Origin of the sequence: Mesorhizobium sp. M0496 (assembly GCF_040321205.1) — a bacterium.
Lineage (GTDB): Bacteria > Pseudomonadota > Alphaproteobacteria > Rhizobiales > Rhizobiaceae > Mesorhizobium.
Map to the genome: position 1 here is coordinate 1 of NZ_JAMYRC010000060.1, position 18,120 is coordinate 18,120.

At 58.6% G+C, this 18,120-nt stretch carries 9 protein-coding genes, 1 tRNA gene and 5 pseudogenes; 6 read left to right on the forward strand and 9 right to left on the reverse strand.

Annotated features, from left to right (window positions below; genetic code table 11):
• The first annotated feature begins 823 nt into the window (after positions 1 to 823).
• Both istA and istB read left to right on the forward strand, forming a co-directional pair.
• Positions 824 to 2,327 (forward strand): annotated as a pseudogene (gene istA / locus NKI73_RS30620) (IS21 family transposase).
• Positions 2,327 to 3,142 carry an IS21-like element helper ATPase IstB gene (istB, locus tag NKI73_RS30625; RefSeq protein WP_352635447.1) on the forward strand — a complete coding sequence of 272 codons (816 nt, stop codon included), beginning with the start codon at positions 2,327 to 2,329 and terminating at the stop codon, positions 3,140 to 3,142. Before istA ends, istB begins: the two are co-directional and overlap by 1 nt.
• A gap of 203 nt (positions 3,143 to 3,345) precedes the next feature.
• Here the strand turns inward: istB and NKI73_RS30630 are convergent.
• From NKI73_RS30630 to NKI73_RS30660, 7 genes and pseudogenes are all read right to left on the reverse strand, one after another.
• Positions 3,346 to 3,578 (reverse strand): annotated as a pseudogene (locus NKI73_RS30630) (class I SAM-dependent methyltransferase); the annotation flags it as partial.
• A gap of 246 nt (positions 3,579 to 3,824) precedes the next feature.
• Positions 3,825 to 3,901, reverse strand: a tRNA-Arg gene (locus tag NKI73_RS30635).
• A gap of 156 nt (positions 3,902 to 4,057) precedes the next feature.
• Positions 4,058 to 6,760 (reverse strand): lyase family protein, encoded by a 2,703-nt coding sequence (locus NKI73_RS30640; protein ID WP_352635449.1) that lies wholly within the window; start codon positions 6,758 to 6,760, stop codon positions 4,058 to 4,060.
• Positions 6,757 to 7,815 (reverse strand): cysteine synthase family protein, encoded by a 1,059-nt coding sequence (locus NKI73_RS30645; protein ID WP_352635451.1) that lies wholly within the window; start codon positions 7,813 to 7,815, stop codon positions 6,757 to 6,759. Before NKI73_RS30645 ends, NKI73_RS30640 begins: the two co-directional genes overlap by 4 nt.
• A gap of 10 nt (positions 7,816 to 7,825) precedes the next feature.
• Positions 7,826 to 8,773, reverse strand: coding sequence for a GHMP family kinase ATP-binding protein (locus NKI73_RS30650; RefSeq protein WP_352635453.1), 948 nt, complete (start codon positions 8,771 to 8,773; stop codon positions 7,826 to 7,828).
• Positions 8,774 to 9,172: 399 nt separating this feature from the next.
• Positions 9,173 to 9,286, reverse strand: a pseudogene (locus tag NKI73_RS30655) (IS630 family transposase); the annotation flags it as partial.
• A 339-nt stretch (positions 9,287 to 9,625) separates the two neighbouring features.
• Complete coding sequence (locus NKI73_RS30660) at positions 9,626 to 10,324, reverse strand: class I SAM-dependent DNA methyltransferase (RefSeq protein ID WP_352635455.1); 699 nt, start codon at positions 10,322 to 10,324, stop codon at positions 9,626 to 9,628.
• Between the two features lie 936 nt (positions 10,325 to 11,260).
• Here NKI73_RS30660 and NKI73_RS30665 point away from each other — a divergent pair.
• Positions 11,261 to 11,395 (forward strand): hypothetical protein, encoded by a 135-nt coding sequence (locus NKI73_RS30665; protein ID WP_352635457.1) that lies wholly within the window; start codon positions 11,261 to 11,263, stop codon positions 11,393 to 11,395.
• A gap of 350 nt (positions 11,396 to 11,745) precedes the next feature.
• Here the strand turns inward: NKI73_RS30665 and NKI73_RS30670 are convergent, their stop codons facing one another.
• Positions 11,746 to 12,984, reverse strand: coding sequence for an ATP-grasp domain-containing protein (locus NKI73_RS30670; RefSeq protein ID WP_352635459.1), 1,239 nt, complete (start codon positions 12,982 to 12,984; stop codon positions 11,746 to 11,748).
• A 466-nt stretch (positions 12,985 to 13,450) separates the two neighbouring features.
• Positions 13,451 to 14,035 (reverse strand): annotated as a pseudogene (locus NKI73_RS33725) (IS6 family transposase); the annotation flags it as partial.
• A gap of 362 nt (positions 14,036 to 14,397) precedes the next feature.
• Between NKI73_RS33725 and NKI73_RS30685 the strand changes: the two are divergent.
• The 3 genes and pseudogenes from NKI73_RS30685 to NKI73_RS30695 form a co-directional block, all read left to right on the forward strand.
• A complete protein-coding gene (locus NKI73_RS30685) occupies positions 14,398 to 15,240 on the forward strand; it encodes a hypothetical protein (protein WP_352635465.1) in 843 nt (280 codons plus the stop codon).
• Positions 15,241 to 15,398: 158 nt separating this feature from the next.
• Positions 15,399 to 16,736: an ISL3 family transposase gene (locus tag NKI73_RS30690; protein ID WP_352635467.1), complete on the forward strand. Its 1,338-nt coding sequence runs from the start codon at positions 15,399 to 15,401 to the stop codon at positions 16,734 to 16,736.
• Positions 16,737 to 16,802: 66 nt separating this feature from the next.
• Positions 16,803 to 18,064: pseudogene (locus tag NKI73_RS30695) on the forward strand (IS1634 family transposase); the annotation flags it as partial.
• Between the last annotated feature and the right edge of the window lie 56 nt (positions 18,065 to 18,120).

The window sequence follows — 18,120 nt, forward strand, 5'->3', positions numbered from 1 at the left end:
CGAGGATGTTGACGCCGCGCAGCATGCGCTCGCGGGCATCACGGGAGAATTTTACGTCTTTGGCAGCCATTTTTAGCTCCTGGCAAGGGCTTGGAGTAAGCCCGGGAATTCAGTTGACGGTGAGGCCAGTAATTTCTACAACGGCCTGGTGCAACGCTTCTCGGGCGTGGACTTCAGATTGGGCAACGCATTCCAGTTTCATGAATGTCGCCTCCGCCTGTCGTCCAACCGATGCGCCCATTCCGGAACTTTCTTACCGCCGGCGAGCAATCCTGCAAAAGACACTTGCAAGCCTTTTGCCATGATCTGCAGCGTCGTCAATGTGACATTATTTTTCTGACGCACAGTCTGGCTGGCAAGCGGCTGGCGGCGACTACTCCGATCGACCCGGAATGGGGCAGGAACGGAACATCTGCCGCATCGCGTCCGATAGGCTCTCCTTTCCCGTCGTTTACAAAAATAGCGGCCTCGGCGGGCATCATGGAGACGGATCACGTCAGGTCCAAATCGAAATCGACGGTAAGGGGTTGCGGCAACAATCCAGACCGCGGGGAACGATCGAGGGCATTCCCTTGGCAATGGCCCCGCCTACTACACAGAATATTCGACCGAAACCAGCTGATGCGGCTTGATGTGCGCGGCGACAACTACGGTGGCCGGTTCAGCGACGACTATGATGGCCGGTGGGGGATCGCCCGTCAGGCCCGACGGGAGAGCGGGTCTGACGGGCGGGCGCGACAGAAGTCCCTGCGAGGGGGCTCTGATCGGGCGCGTGGAGTGGTGGTATCGGAGCACCTATCGAACATAGCAGCGATAGGTACCGATGCCTGGCCTCCACATCACCGATCAACAGGTACATCGTTACATGTCTCAGCGTCGTCACCACACCCAGGCCGTTGCGGCCGCCAAGGCCGGTATCAGCGAACGTAGCGCACGCCGGATCGACAAGAATCCGCACCTGCCATCACAGAAGAAGCGCGAGCGGCACTGGCGTACCCGGGCCGACCCCCTGGAACAGATATGGCCACGCGTGGAGGAGCTGCTGAAGATCAGCGGCATCCTCTCCGTCACCATTTTCGAGACTGTGCAGGACGAGTTCGGGGAGGCCGCCGTTCCCGATGGCGTCAGGCGGACCCTCGAGCGCCGGATTGCCCGGTGGCGGGCACTGAATGGGGGCGAGAAGGAGATCTTCTTCCCACAGCATCACGTGATGGGCCGGCAAGGCCTCTTGGATTTCACCGTCGCTGACGATTTGCACGTCACCATCGCCGGCCAGCGGTTCGACCATCGCCTCTTTCATTTTCGCCTCGCCAGTAGCGGCTGGGACGATTCAGCGGTCGTGCTGGGTGGAGAGAGCTTCACCGCTCTGTCCGAGCACCTGCAAGATGCGCTGTGGAAGCTGGGAGGCGCCCCCGCCGAGCTTCGCAGCGACTCGTTATCGGCGCCTACAAGAACCTCGACGCCGACGCCCAGCGCGATTTCACCCGCAACTATGAAGCGCTGTGCCGACATTATGGCATGACGCCGACGCGCAACAACAAAGGTGTCGTCCATGAGAACGGTTCAATCGAAGCTCCCAATGGCCACCTGAAGCGACGGCTCGATCAGGCCCTTCGCCGCCGGAGCAGCCGCGATTTCACCAGCATCGAGGACTACCGCCGCTTCGTCGATCAGGAGGTGGCCAAGCAGAACCGACGCCGGGCCAGGCTTGTGGATGAGGAGCGCCGCGCACTCAAACCGCTGCCGCCGAAGCGAACCACGGATTTTACCCTGGTCAGCGCAGACGTCACGCGCAACAGCACCATCAGCGTCGACCGTATCACCTATTCGGTACCCTCGCGCCTCATCGGCTACCGGCTCCGTGCCCATCTCTACGATGACCGGGTTGAGTTCTTCCTCGGGCCGGACCGGGTGATGACCGTCGACCGGGTCCGCGTCAAACATTCGCAGCGAGGACACAATATCGATTTCCGGCACTTCATCGGCAACCTGAAGCGCAAGCCCCAGGCCCTGCGCTATCTGTCTACCGCAACGCCTTGTTCCCCACCCATGCCTATGCCCGGGCATGGCAGGCGCTCGATGCCGCTCTCGACGCCCGGCAGGCCTGCCGCGACATGGTCGCCCTCCTCGATATCGCCGCCAACGGCAACTGCGTCGATGCTCTGGCCCTGCGTATCGAGGCTGCGCTCGATAGAGGCAAACTCCCCGATGTCGCCAAGCTGAGGAGCGAGTTCCTGCCCACGGTCAGAAGCCGTGCAGACGTCACTATTCCACCGCCCGATTTCGCCGGGTACAACCATTTGCTCGCCAACGCACAGGTGCTGTGATGAGCCGGACCAAGGATCAGGCCGCCGCCGTGTTGCCCACCCTGCTGTCGGCACTGCGCCTGCCCAGCATCAGCCGCAACTGGAAGCATCTCACCGACACCGCCGATCGAGATGGCTGGCCCGCGGCCAACCTTCTCGCCTGCCTGCTCGAGATCGAGATGGCCGAGCGCGCCTCTCGACGCATCCAGCGCCATCGCGAACAGTCCGGGTTGCCTGCCGGCAAGACCTTCGCCACTTTCGATTTCGACTTCCCTTCCGGTATCCGAAAGCCCCATTTGCTTTCCCTGGCTACCGGGGAAGGCTGGATCGAAAGCGGCGGCAACATCCTCATTTTTGGTCAGAGCGGCACCGGCAAGACGCACCTGATTGCCGCCATCGGCCACGCCCTCATCGATGCCGGTCGCCGCGTCCTGTTTTCCACAACCACCGATATGGTGCAGAAGCTTCAGGCCGCTCGTCGCGAGCTCAGTCTCCCCGCGATGCTCGACAAACTCGACAAGTACGACCTCATTGTACTCGATGAGCTGTCCTATGTGCGAAAGGACCAGGCGGAGACCAGTGCCCTGTTCGAGCTCATCGCTCACCGATACGAACGACACTCCATCGCCATCACCGCCAACGAGCCTTTCTCCGGATGGTCGGACGTTTTTCCAGGTCCCGCCATGACAGTCGCGGCCATAGACCGCCTCGTGCACCACTCCACTATCATCGAGATGAACGGTGAGAGCTATCGTAAGCGTGCTGCCGTCGCCCGCGGCGCCGGCACGCAAAACGCCAATGACGAACCAGAGAACCCGCCCGACCGGTCATCGTAATAGACGCTGACGACAATTACTCGCCGCAGATCCGCGGCCGACGCCCGCCCGTCACAATGCCCCAGCGACAACTACAACTCCGATAATTGTCGCTGGCCAGTTGCCAGACAACCCATCCGGTGATATCCAAATCACACCACTCGGCGCTGCCCTCCACCGGCCATCATAATCGCCGCCGACCGGTCTCCCTAATCGTCGCGCTACATTGATGCCTCTTTCCAGGATTGCCTTGGTGATGACGCCAGTTCCCGCGCCAAGTTCAAGGACCGGCAACCCGGATGCCGGGTTGATGACGCTTGCCATACGACGCGCGGCATGAATGGACGTTGGCATAAGCGCCCCGACCCGCTTCTTGTCCTTCTGCCAGCCAGCCCTTGAAGAACTGCACTTCTTCTTCGAACTTTCTGCCGAGGCGCTCCTTCAATCGAAAGACCATATCCACTCCCTGCTACTGCTATTTGTCTGGATCATTTTCGCGACGAACGTCTGTCCAAGCCTTTGCGACTGCTCAATCATGCGGCATTGGCTGCCGCGACCACATCGCCTCGCGCTGCGCAGGCACAACTTCGTCGTTGTCGATAAGCCGCGTCCCGCCGAGCCAGGCGGCGGCGATCAGGCGGCCCGGTCGGTCCGCCGTGCACTTTGCAACATGCACGCTGTCGGTAGCGTGTTTTCCATTTAATGGTGCGCTCGACAGGGCTTGAACCTGCAACCGCCAGATTCGAAGTCTGGCGCTCTATCCAATTGAGCTACGAGCACCTCTCCAACCCTTTTGGGACGGCTATCGAAGCATGGCGTTTACCGCTAATCGCCGGGCTAATAGAAACAGATAAAGCGAGCCTTACATAATCAGCAACGCGTTCATTGCCAAGTCAGGGCGACAGGACCGTTGGACGTCGTCCTTATATTCGCCATTCAGGTGGCTTGGTGCCTATCAATAAGCCTATTTACCCTCCCTTTGCGGTGCACCTCGGCGTGCGCCCAGCGTGCCGATATCTCGGCGCATTTCAGCTCCATGCCCCGAAAAAGCGTGTTTGCAACGGAAAGCTGGGCATCGGTTGATCGTTTTCCGGGTCCTCCTCCAAACCGTAGAGCGTCCCTACATTCTTCAAGACTGGCCGGTAACACGCCAGGGAGTTGGCTGGCCAATTCACTTCGGCGCTCCGCGACGCTGCTATCCAGAGACAAGCGCCTGGTGATCTGGCCAATTAGTGTGTGGGCCTCCCTAAAAGGGACGCCTCGCGACGCCATCCGTTCTGCGGCGACGGTCGTCATCGCTGACCCGTCTTCCAGATGTTCGCGCATCGACTGCACGTTGAAAGACATGAACTTTACGATGAGCGATGTGAGGGTTATGGCCCGCTTAAGGGCATCTTCCGCCTGGCCCAGCGAAGAGCAGCCGTAGTTGCTTGCCTCGATCGAGTTGCTGAAAGGCGATTTGCAGGTGGCCGTTGCCGCAGAAACGTATGCGCCTATTACGGTGCTTGCCGACCCCTTGATGTGTTCAAGCAGAAAAGGGTTCTTCTTTTGGGGGAGCATCGAAGAGCCGCCGGCAAGATTGTGAGGGATGTCAACGAGGGCGAACTCCCGCGTCGTCCAAACCTGCAGGTCCTGGGCCACACGACTGAGCAAGATTGAAACGCCAGCGAAGACTGAAAGCCCCTGCAGGTGATGATCGCGGCTCGCGACCGCATCAAGTGAGTTGAACGACGGCAGTTCGAATCCCAGAAGACTTGCGGCCTGCAGGGGATCTATAGGAATGCTGGTGCCTCCGCCGGCCCCCGCCCCCATAGGGCAATTCCTGATGTCTTCCAGCAGGGAATGGAGGCGCTGGCGCTCGCGCCCCAGAGCGAAGAAGACGCCAAGCAAGTAGTGCCCTGGCGACCCAGGGAGTGCGATTTGGTATTGACTGTACAGCGGAGCCACTAGTCTCGATGCCTCTTCCGCTCGCTGAAGCAGGGCATCTTGTGCAATTCCAATCTGTTGCGAGATGGAACACGCGGCCTCCCGAAGAGCCAGGAGAGAAATGGTCGCGTTCAAGTCGTTGCGGGACCTCGCAAGGTGCAGCCAGCCGGCCTTTTCCGTGCCAGCCCTGGTGGCAAGTTCGGCCTCATAGGCAAGGTAGAGGCCACGCGGCGCATCGCGGCCCTCCAAAGACTGAAAGCCCTCGTCCTGGAGGTCCAAGATGTGCTTGAGCAGATCGGCAGCGGCTCCTTGGCTGATTAGGCCTTGATCCGCAAGCATCAGCAAATGTACTTCGTCTATGGCGGCTTGGTACTGCAGAAGGCGACCGTCACGGGAGATTTCGATAGACGGAGCGAGCAACTTCATCGCTTCGGGATGTAGGTTCCACCCGCCCTCGCTTGACCCAGCGATTTGCGTGTTGGCCGTTTCGTCAGCAGCCGTCTCGATTTCGATTACAGTGGAGTCGATCATCCGTTGCGCTGCCGCGACGGCGACATTCAGTTCATCAGCAACGCCCACGGCGTAGGCTACCCGGTCTCTGAAGTCGCCATTTATTTTAACTTCCATCCCCTCAGATTTCAGTAGCCCGGCCTCGGGCGTTGTCGGGTCTGGTTTTCGAGAGAAGTCCAAGCGTTTGAGCTTGCCGGATTTGTGAGCGAGTTGGAAACGGATGGCTCCCGCCCTTGCGCTTGCCCGTGGGGGCGTAAACCCTTCTCCCGCGTAAAGTCTAATCACCATGTCAAGGATTGACGTGCCCAAGGCGTGCGAGAGCATGACTGGAATCATTCCTCCAGCCAGCCTGGGGTTGACCTCGATGATGACGGGGCCCGACTCCGTTATCACGAACTCCACATGAGCCGGTCCGAAATTGAGGCCCAGAGCCGACACCGCGCTTGCGGCATAAGAAGCCAATTGCTTGAGGGATGGCTCCGGAAGCTGGGCCGGGAAGTCGTGCCCCACCTCGACGAAGCAGGGAGGCGGGCCTTTGTGCTTGGCAAGAATTCCAAGACAATGCAGCGTCCCATCGAACGCAATTATTTCTGCAGAGTATTCCTTACCCTCCACATATTGCTGGATCAGGATGCCTGGGCTGGGCAGATCCACTTGATCGAGCAGTGCGCCCCTTGCACTCTCAAACGCCTTGATGGCGGATGCGGCGCTGTCGCACAACCTCACGCCGCTACTACCACTGCCGGACACTGGCTTGACGACCACCGGCAGAGTGGCTTGGGCAAGTATATTCTCGACATCTCTGACGGAAGTGACCAGCCGTGTTTCAGGGACCCTGATTGATTGTCGCCGCAATTCGGCCGCCTGCTTCCATTTGTTGCGGCATGTGGCTATAGCCTCCGAATTCGCTGCTGGTCGCCCTATCGCCGTCGCGACACTTGACGCTGCTTCCACAAAATAATCCGACGACGAGTATATACCTGCCAGCCTGCCTAATTTGACGGCGACCCCAATGAGTTCATCCGGGCTGCGGGTCTCAGCTTCGATCACTTGGGCGACAGAGCCCTTAAGAAACGGATAGCGCGCAGGATCGCGCGTAACGAGATAGGGCTCAAAGCCTAGGACTCGGGCCCGCTTCATCAATAGTTCGCCAGTGCCCGTTGTGTTGCTTTCCACGAAAAGGAAGCTACCTCGGTTCATCATGACGCATCCTCCAGAACGTTTAGGACAGCTTCCCGGCTTCTCCGCTTCCAATGATATCGATTCCATGGCGGGAGAGCCGTCGAGGGATGATTTTCGGTTGCCGGCGCGTCCAGCAGAACACCTTCATGTAGACATCCGTGCTGCTTCAGCCAGTCGTGGTCGTAAACGCTTTCGACGTAGCGGTGGCCTTCATCAGGACATATGACGACTACGGCCTCATCGGGGTACTGCCGAGCGCGCCAGCGCCCAACGATGTAGCTCGCTCCCGAGGTCGGACCGGCGAAAACGGCGTGCCGCTCGTGGAGGGTTCGCGTTGCAGCAAATGCGAGCGGAGCCGAGACGAGATGCACCTCGTCATACAGTTCATGCCTCACATTCTTGGGGACAAGACTATTCCCCAGCCCCCGTAGTTTCCGTTCGCCATCCTGTTGGCCAAAAATGACGCTGTTGAAGGTGTCCACTCCAATCAGGCGCGCGCCAGGGGCTTTTTGGCGCAGGCGCTCGATCGTTCCGCAAGTAGAGCCGCCCGACCCCACAGAACCGACTAAAGTTACGTCGGCGTCCAACATCTTCGATATCTGATCGGCGAAGAGCTTATAGGCTGCGGGGTTGTCCGGTGTTTCGTATTGCCGAGGCCAGAAACAGGAGTGACCTAACTGTCTCATCCTGGCGTGTAATGCATCGAGGCGGCTTCTTTGATACCCACCCTGCTTCGCCTTTTCAGTTATTATGAAGACTTTGGCCCCCAAGGAGGTCAACCTGTTTTCCAAGCCTTTGTCCATCACTGGATCTGTGACGATTTCAAGCTGGAATCCACGTTCAAGGCAAACTACGGCCAAACCCAGTGCGAAGGTTCCGCTCGAGGTCTCGAGAACTTTCATGCCGTGCGTCAAAGTCCCTCGAGCCAGCGCCTGCTCAATGATGTATTTGGCGGGGAGAAGCTTCATGAACGCGAACTGCGCTAGATAGAGGTTTGTCTCACACCTAATAATGCTGGGAAGAGCATAGGCATCAGAATAGTCGGAGAATGGCAGGTGTTTGCGGACAGCGTCCATATTGCTTACCTCACCGGCTGCCAGTCATGGTCAGATATATTTGCGGCGAGTTGTCGAACGGCGATACACGAGCGAGCACCGACCGAAGCTTCTGTGGAAAGTCAGCCGCCATTCGGTCAAGCAGGATGCCAATCATTGTGCCGCTGTGCGCGACGATGACCCCGAGAGCGTCAGTGGCCTCGGATGCCGCTAGCATCGAGTTCAGATGCTCCTTTGGAGTCCACTCCTGATGCAGGAGCGCGCTGGCTGTAGCTATTCTGCCTATCGTGGCCGTGTCACCGCGCGGAATTGCTATGCAGGTCCGGTGGAGTAGTTCCTGATACTCGGCTCTGTGACTGGCGGAGATTTCACCTCGCCGTTGATCATAGTCGACGGTTTCGACCATCCCTCCTTCATCGATTCCGACGATTGCAAGCGGCGGCATTTGCCCAAGGAATGAGAGAAGGTTACATGCTCGCTGCTGATATGCGACCACTCCTGGGTACATCACCCCGTCGGATGGTTCTATCTCCGCCATCAGCTTCTCGATCAACGACGTCCGGACTCTACGCTTGAAGCAACAGGCGATTGACCGAGCAGCGGCAACAAGATCCGCAGACGAACTCGCCAGCCCTTTGCCTTCGGGGAGCTCAGATTGCAAAAGGAGGACTCCTCCCGAGACGCCGAGAGCAATTACGAGCTTCTCAGCCAGTCGTTTTGCTTTGACTTTATGTGACGGATAAACGGTTACGGTTCGTGTGCCTGCAATCGGCATGAAGTGAGCTCGCGCAAAGAGCGCGATGGGCATCGTGACCAAGAAGTGAGGGTCCCGGGGAACGGAGCCGATCGGCAATTGGCCTTGCAGCAACTCGCCGAATGTGCCGCAGCAAAGAGCCTCGCCAGAATGAACCCTTGGCTGCTGAGCATCCTCGGCGATAATCTGGGCCGCATCTGCGTCCTCGAACGTTTGGTGAGACATGTATGGCCTCCAAACTTCATCGGCGGACGCTTCGAGAAGTTCTCTAGTCAACATGCTCGCCCCGCAGCCTGGGGGGCCGATAGGATGCGTAGAATTTTGGACCTCCATATCACTTCCCCCGTCAGGTAGATTGAAGTGTGATTTGTAGCTACGGGACCATCGCAACAGGGCTCGGGTAGCTTGGATACCTTCAGGTACCTAGGGCTCTAGGTGCCTGACCTCAGACTTTTGAGGTGAACGTACCATTGACAGCGATTTTAGATCGCAAAGGTTCTGTAAAATTACTTGAAGGATCTGTTGCCCCGTTGATTACCGGCGGCGGCGCATGGAGCGTCTCAGCAAATTTCGGTGGTGTTCGAGGTTCGAGGGACGCCAGATATAGACTAGAGCACGTCCTGTTTAATCCGGTTCATATCCTGCGGCCTTAAAGTAGTTTGCGCATTCGGCTGGCGTGAAGAGGTCGAGAAGCGGACCGACGGCGTCCCACAAAGCCTTGATGGTTCTCTCAGCCTTTGCTCACCGGGGGTGGGCGACCGCCTCCGGTGACCCGGTGGCGATGGGCAACCATCGTCCCTACTGGGACCCGGAGACTGGTGCGTAGCCTGGACGCTACCAAGCTCCACCGTGCCGCCATCGGCTCAACGCTCCTCCGCTCGCCCAGCAAAAAGCAGCCCCGTGCAATACGCCTTCCAGGCGCGCCACCCGGTCAGTGTGACCCAGTGCCGAGACGAGCGTCTCGACATAAGCCGCAAAACGCGACTCGCTCGTTTCGTTTCCGTCCTGGAGATCCATTGCTCCGTCCTCCTCGCTGTCCTTGTGTTGGCATCGGCGTCACTCGGGCAGATCGGCAGGTCATCGTCGCTGCTTTGTTGACTTCTCGAGCACTCGCAAGGCCCAGTAATGAGCATCCTCGCCATCGAGGAATCTGCCGTCGTTCAAACACTGTGCCGGCGTAAGGACGCTCGCCTCCTGCAGACGCAGCACCTCGTCTTCAAACGACATTGCCTGCGTATAGCTCTTGCAGGTGCTAGCAATTACGAATCCGTTCGGACGCGTGAGGCGCGCAAGCTCGCGCAGCCCATCCGGGTGGACATGTCCAAGTGTGAAGACGCCGCAGCAGACAATCATATCATAGCTCGCGCTCGCGTATTCTGAGAGGGACCTGTTTAGGTCAACCTCGCCTTCAACGTGGCGATAAACCCCGGTTTGGCGCGCCATTTCGGCCATTGTTTCCGAGAGATCGAAGCCGACGATGAAGCGGAAGCCGATATGGTCCAGTTGCACACCAACCAAGCCTGTACCGCACCCCGCGTCTAGAACTGCGGTGGCTGCTCTATCACCGCCAATATACGCAGCCTGTAAGGTGCCCGCCATTTCTGCCACGATCGAGGGGCCGCAGTAGCGTTCGCGGTCCATATCCAACTCGTAGGAGGCTGCCCATTCAAAATAGTGCTGCGCCAATAGATTGGCGTCACCCTTAAGCGCATGTGACGCCTTAATCCGCATTTGCGCAGCTTGTCGGAGTGCGATGTGTTTATCAACGGCTTTCATGTATTCTCCGCTAATGTGTAAGCTAGCCAGTTTCCGCTACGACTTGTCTGCCGAGAAGTTCGCCCGGACCGTCGCAGATCAAGCAGGATCTGCCACGGATTCCAGCATCTCTCAAGAAAGGTTACCTCATTTGATCAAAATATATTATCCTCGTTCGGTTTTCACCTGATTTCTTGTTAAATTTTGCTATTATTTTTCATTGTTGTTGTCACATTAATGAGCGGCCCGTCCGGACCTCGAGGTGAATTTAGCTGATTCCGATGCCGAAACGCTTTGGGATACAGTTCAAGTTTTTCTCCCGTGACTTCAACGGAAACCAGAAGAAAAATAGCGTAGTAACCATCCCACTGGGCTCGAAGAGCGTGCCCAATTGATTCTGCGACTCAATCGAGCCGGGGGAGAAGCCGCAAAGCAGCTTCGTTCGGTGCCGAGCCTGTTCAACCGCTTTGGTGAAATTCCTTGCAGTCCGACTAGAAACTCAAACTGGGCGCGCCAAGCGGACGCGAGCGTAGTATGACTGATGCGGCGTAGAGGAAGGTCCCGGCAAGGCGATGGTGGCCTCGAAGTTCTTGGCAAGGTAGCGGATCCGGTTGATCGAATCGAAGAAGCGCTCGACCGCTGTCGATCACCGCCGAAGGACTGGCCTCGGCCGACCCCAATCGCGGTCTTTCATGACCAGATGATGGTTGAGCGTCTCGACAAGCTCTCGCGGCGAAAGCGGTGAAACCGGCCGCAAACCAAGCTTCTTGGCGAATCATTGGGCAGCAGAAGCCGGGTGGAGCTTGCCTGCGGATTTCGCAAAAGCGGGACAAGGGTTTCGCTAACTGGCCCTCAATGCCTGACCGAGAAAGACGCTGGGTTGGAAAAACGCCAGCAGAGGCACTTGACGCGCACGCTGCTGCCCTGAGTGAACACAATGGGTGTTGCGATGACCATTTGAATCCGCCCTACACCGTGCCGTCACGGCTGATCGGTTACTCTATCCGCGACACCACGGCGAGCCAGCTCCTGCGTGCCGGCGTCGACATCAACACAGTCCGCGGATGGCTCGGGCACGTTTCGCTGCCATGAACGTCGATGCAGAGAGGTCGACTTCGAGACCAAGGCTAAGGCGCTCGAAAAATGCGAGGCGCCGAGTCTCGGCAAGATCCCAAACGATGGGCGTGATCAACCGGCGCTGATGGACTTCCTTCGGTCCCTGTAACCCGCTTTGCTATGTGGCGCTCGGTGTCCTCACCGGCCGGCTGCCTCTGGCCTGCGGTGACCGACGCCACATCTCTACCGAAGCCACATCAAATCAAATGTGTTTGAACAAATTTGATGCCGGATTTGTGAGGGCGAAAGCCCAATGGCAGAGCTAATCGACCACGCCCTATTTTTATTTTAGCGTCTGCGCTGGCGCGAGGGATAGTAGATCGTGCCTAGTCGCCAACGGTCGGAAATGGCGTGATCGACCAATGGAGCAAATCGACGGCACGCTGAAGGATCGCTTCAGTGCAAGCAAGGCTGGGTGAACTGGCAACGACATGTCCGAGGCTGTCTCGGTAATCGCCTTTCCTAATGATCCGCGCCTTGGGTTCAAGATAAAATTTGATCTCGGCAACACCTGGTACAGCAGCTTCCCGAGTGTCGTCGGCGGTCCACTCGAGGATGCCATCGCGATCAGCAACTAGGAACCGCGCGGCCGCAATGTGCGAATGCTTTTTGTGCAAATCCCATTCTTCGCCAATAGCAAGTTTGATGTGCGCCGTGACGACATCGATACCGTAAGCCAGTTGAAGCAGTTGGGGGACCGGCGCACCATGTAGCCGCGGATTGACTTCAATGACGACCGGGCCACGCTTCGTCCACCGGAATTCAATGCCCCATGGCCCCCAGCCAAGCCCGAGAGTTCGCAAACAGCTCAGCGCAACATCGACGATACGCTCATGCTCACCATCACTCAGCGGGGCCGGAATGGTCCACGCACGGCTGACGAAATGCGGTGGAGGGCTCCTCTCAACGGTGCCAATCCCAATGATCTGGTCCCCCATTATATCGGCCCAATAAGAAGGGCCTTGTGCGAATTCTTCGACCAGCATCCTCGGCGGGGACCGCCATATGTGCTGCCCGCTCAACAGATAGGTCGTCTGTTCCGCTAACTCATCGACGTCGCGGCACAATCGAACACCCATGCTGCCGCTGCCCACGGTTGGCTTAACAATCACTGGCAGCCCAATCTCCGCGGCAGACCTTTGTACGTCCTTCCTATTCGCGGCCAGGCGATATGCGGGAATTGGAACGCCAGCCTCCGCGAGGAGCTGACGTTGAGTGAATTTATCGTAACATTGTTCGATAGAGTCAGGGTTCGGTCCCGGTAGATCGAAATGCCGGCAGAGCTTGCCAACTGTTGCATAGACCGACTCATCGTCGCCCGAAAAACCGCTGATGCCAGCAATGTCATAGGTCATTCCTACCCGGGAACACTCGCGGATCAGCGCATCGAGATTGTCTGTATCAACGCGGATAGCCTCACTTCTTTCCGCCGCAAGATAATCGTACTGAGCTGGATCAGTCGACATGGTAATTGGATGAAGGCCAAGGCGCTGGGCCGCTTGGACGTATAGAAGACCGTTGCCCCTTGGATGGCCTTCAAGTAGGATAAGCGCCCTTCTTGTCATCTGCGTTGACCTCCATTTCGTGCTGCACCGGGGCCGTAGCAATATCAGCATCGGCCTTGTCCGTGCCGGACCTCAGATTGGAGTGAATGTAACAGAGTCAGTGATCTGCAGGCGCAAAGGTTCTGTAAATTTGTTTGAAGCTTCTGTTGCGGCGGACGATTGAACCCAAGGAGGATTCGAAAACTACTGGTCGAGCATCGAGACTACGAACTGCTAAGGTCGTGGTCGAGTAGTTCAGCCATTCGGCTTTCGACCGCCTCCGGTGACCCGGTGGGCGATGGGCAACCATCGTCCCTACCGGGACCGTTCTTGGCGCATTATCGGCTCCGGCGGTGGCAGGACTTTGGAATCAGTAGCATGATCCAAACATACCTGAAACCGCCGGGCCTCGCCTGCACAAAGCCGCGATTAATACAACGAATTCAAATATTTGCCGTTTATGGACGGAAACAGCTAGAAACAGCTAGTGCATGGAGCCGAAACGTTGCAACGCGCCGGCGATCGGTGGCCTTGCATGGTTCGTTCCCGTTTTCGAAAACGGCAGATGGCTGCTCTCGGCGCGTTTGTTGAGCCCCTTGTGCGAGCAATGGTCGAGACCGGGCGCCACTTCAGTCTTTGCCGTACCGCAGGAGGGACGCTTGTCGGTGACGATCTGCTTCGGAACAAAACCATAGCGCTTCATAAACGTGACCAGCAGGCGCTCTGCCGCCGCCTGTCGCGTCGCTTCTGCAAGATTTCCTCGAGAACGGTGCCCTGCCGATCCACCGCGCGCCGGAGCCAGAACTGCCGGCCAGCGCATTTCACAACGACTTCGTCCAGAGACCAATCATCGCCGGGGCGCGCTTGCGGTCGCCGCAGGTTGCATCGATCTGGGTCCGAAGTTGGCCGTCCAACGGCGGATCGTTTCATATGACACGCCACTTCCATGCTCGAGCAGCATTTCCTCAACTTCACGCAGACTCAGGTTGAAGCGCAGGTAAAGCCAGACCGCGTGAGCAACGATCTGCGGCGGAACCCGATGGCGTTTGAAACTGATATCTGAGGTCTGCATCGCCCAGAATTGCGTTCAATCCGACACGCAAGCAACCTCACCCCGATTAACGTGTCAACGCCGCTGAGGGCGTTTCAAGTGACCATACCCGGGGATTTTGACCGCGGCGACGAACACATCTCCATTCTGGGATAGCGACGTGCATCGATATTGCCAGAGTGTCGAGTACGCGACACGGTGATGTCGACTTAGCCTCCCGTTGCACTAAGGAATTGAATTGAAGTGCAGAAAAATCGCTTTTAAGGCCTCTGCCCAGGCTGGCACGACTTTTGAAACGTCTCTCGTGAGCCGGAGGAGGTGGCGAGCGAAATTTATATGCGTGGGTGAGATTGCTATCACTGAAGCGAAGAAGGGAAAGCAGCATGTCGGGTCAGGCATCAAGTGCTGAGCACAGCAGAATTCAGGGGGCGAAGTACGATTTCACGGCAACTTACAACCGCAGGTGGCCGCACTCCTATTTACGGACGTGTCTATTCCTGGACTATATGCTTCCAGATCGGGCCAAGCCGATTTTCGAAAGGATCTTCGCCGATTATCGACGTATTCGAAACAAGACGAAGTTGAAGATAATCGATGTCGGTTGCTCCTATGGTGTCAACGCTGCCTTGCTGCGAACCGATCTCGACCTCGACGATCTGTATGCTGCCTATCTGGACCCCAGCGGATCGCTGTCGCGCCGACAGGAGATCGAGCATCGCGCCTTTTTTCGCAAACAGAGCCTCCGCGACGACATCCAGTTCGTCGGCGTGGATCCATCGTTCCGGGCTGTTCGCTATGCGCTGGATGTGGGTCTGTTGGAGGCTGGCGTCACGACTGATGTGGAAACTCGTGACTTGATGGTAAAGGAACGTAGCGCACTCGCGGATGCGGATATCCTAATCAGCACAGGCTGTGTGGGTTATGCAACCGAGGCAACCTTTGCACGCGTGTATGAGGCGTCGGCGTCGTCACGCCCGTGGGTTGTCGCCTTCGCAATGCACCCCTTCAGGTACGACGACATCGCGGCGGCCTTTCGGGCTTTCTCGTTGGAAACACGGCTCGTAGAACGGTTCAGACAGCGCCAGCGCCGCTTCTCCACATCGACGGAACGGCAGGCGATCCTGAAGGCTATGGCCAAACTCGGTATGGAGGATCATCTAGAGCGTACGACCGGCTACATCTATGCGTCCTGCTACATCTCCGCGCCGCCAGGCGAAACGCTCTGAGCCATGTCGTGGACGAACATATGTCCAGGAGAAGCGAGTTGGTCGTTGCAGCGCGGCGATCAGGGGTTCTTCCGCATATTTGGTGCAGGTTGCGGGATTCACGGACGGTGCGAATAAGTTCATAGAGTCGGAATCGCAGTCGACGCCGTGATTTGCCCGTGCTCGATGCCTTCCGTTCGCTGATTTCGCCCGAACTTTCGATTGTCCAGATTTTCCCGCAGGCTGACAGGGTTGTGCTTGTTGCCCGGCCGAAGGCGATGGAATCGTGCTGTCCATGTTGCGGCCGCCGGACGCGTCGCGTCCACAGTCACTACATGCGCCGGTTGGCCGATCTGCCGTGGCAGGGACGGGTTATCGAAATCCAGCTTCACGCACGACGGTTTCGATGCGCCGATCCCCAATGCCCGCGCCGGATCTTCACCGAGAGGCTTCCTGAGACGGTTCAACCGAAAGCTCGACGCACGGTTCGGCTCGGCGAAAGCCAGCTGGCGATCGGCTTCGCGGTCGGCGGCGAGCCGGGTTCACGCCTGTCGGACAGGCTCGCCATGCCGGTGAGCGGCGACACACTGTTGCGGATGATCCGCGCGGCCGGGTTCGAGCCGCCGCAAGCGCCGCGTGTAGTCGGCATCGACGACTGGGCCTGGCGCAAGGGACAGCGCTACGGGACGATCATCTGCGATCTGGAGCGTAATCGCGTCCTCGATCTATTGCCGGATCGAAATGCCGACACGGTCGCATCATGGCTGGAACGCCATCCTGGCATCGAGATCATCGCGCGCGATCGTGCCGGCGTCTATGCCGAGGGCGCCCGTAGCGGTGCGCCCGATGCAACCCAGGTCGCCGACCGCTGGCATCTTCTCCCAGAACCTGGGCGAAGCGTTGCGTTTGGCCGTCGGCCGCCATCGAAGAGCTGTCAGCGCCGCGGGGAAGGCCATGACGTCCAGATGGCCGGAAACGACGACGCCAAGCTATCCCCGAAACTTGATTGCCTGCGCCGGTCGAGGCGCAACCAGCGCAGTGAGCTCTATGCTGAAATCCTTCAGTTGCGGGAGGCCGGTCTATCGCCGCGACAGATCGCGCCCCAGATTGGCCTGAACGTGAGAACTGTCGAACGCTGGCTTGCAGCGGGCGGTGAGCCCGAGCACCGGCGGCCGCCCTGGCGCTCCGTCCTCATGGATCCTTTTCGAGACTATCTCGAAAAGCGCTGGGAGGAAGGCCAGCACAACGGGCTGCAGCTGTGGACCGAAATCAAGCACCGTGGCTTTGAAGGCAGCAGGGCGACCGTCTACAGATGGACCGCCGCCCGTAAGGAGCGGCCACCGACCGCGCCACCAAAATCGCGGTGGCGGCCGCCTTCGCGCCGGAATTGCGCATGGCTCCTGAGCGAAGACCCGACATCTCTCGCCCGACTTGAACAGTTGGAGGTGAACGGATGGCGAACACTGTCCGTTAAGCTATTACTTGCCTTGAATTTCCGGCGCGAAAATGTGTGGTAACAACATTTGTGCTGCTATCCTTGTTCTGTATGAATCTTACGGCCTTTATTCGCTAACAATGCTGGCATGTCTGTCGTTGAGAGAGTCGCGCGCGGCCACCGCTATCTCTACCTCGTGGAAAGTATCCGCGACGGCAAGACCGTTCGCCAGCGCACGATAAAGGCGCTGGGCCGCAAGGATGCGCTGGTTGCCAGCGGCGAACTTGACAGATTGGCGGCCTCGATTGCGCGCCATCGCGAACGCAGCCTCATCCTGTCCGACATTGACACGGGGCGGATTGCCTCTCGCCGCATTGGCGGTTCGCTGTTGTTCGGGCGGCTGTGGCAGCGGATCGGGATCGGCGATGTGCTGGAAGAGGTGCTGGAGGGGCGCCAGTTCGGCTTTGCGGTGGAACGGGCGGTGTTCATTGGCACGTTGCATCGGCTGTTCGTCTCGGGCTCGGACCGCGACTGCGTGAACTGGATGGCCGATTATGGTATCGAGGGCGCCGAGGGTCTGGCGCTCCATCACTTTTACCGGGCAATGGCGTGGCTGGGCGAGGAACTCGGCGAAAAGGCGCAAGGCGCGCTGGTGGCACGCTGCGTGAAAGACGTGATCGAGGAAAAGCTCTTCGCGCGCCGGCAGGACCTGTTCACCGACCTCAGCCTCGTGTTCATGGACACCACCTCGTTGTCCTTCCATGGCACGGGCGGCGAGACGCTGGGCAAGCGCGGGCATTCCAAGGACTTCCGCCCCGATCTGGCGCAAATGATCCTGGCGCTGGTCGTTGATGCCGAGGGCCGGCCGATCTGCACCGAGATGGTGCCCGGCAACACCGCTGACGTGACCGTCCTGTTGCCGGTGGTCGATCGGCTGCGAACGCGCTTCGGCGTCACACGCGCCTGCGTTGTCGCCGATCGCGGCATGATCAGCGCCGATACCATCGCCGCGCTCGAAAAGCTGGGCATGGAATACATTCTGGGGGCCCGCGAACGCTCGAGCGGCGTGATCCACAACGTCGTGCTCAATGACACGGCACCGATGGTTCCGCTCGTTCTCGAGCGCCAGCGCGGTGAAACTCATTTGTGGGTCAAAGAGGTCAGGTCGGTAAAGACCGCTACATCGTCAGCCGCAATGACGCCGAGGCCGAGAAGGACAAGGCCGACCGCCAGGCGATCATCGCCGGCCTCGAGGCACAGCTCAAGAAGGGCGACAAGGCACTGGTCGGCAACTCGGCCTACCGGCGTTACCTCAAGGCCAGCGGCAAGAACTTCAAGATCGATGTCGGCAAGCTTGCCGAGGAAGCCCGCTACGACGGTATCACCGTGGTGCGGACCAACGCGAAGGTGCTCGCCCGCCGTTTTGCTGCAGTGATACGCGGCGATGATGATGCCGGCCTCAAGCA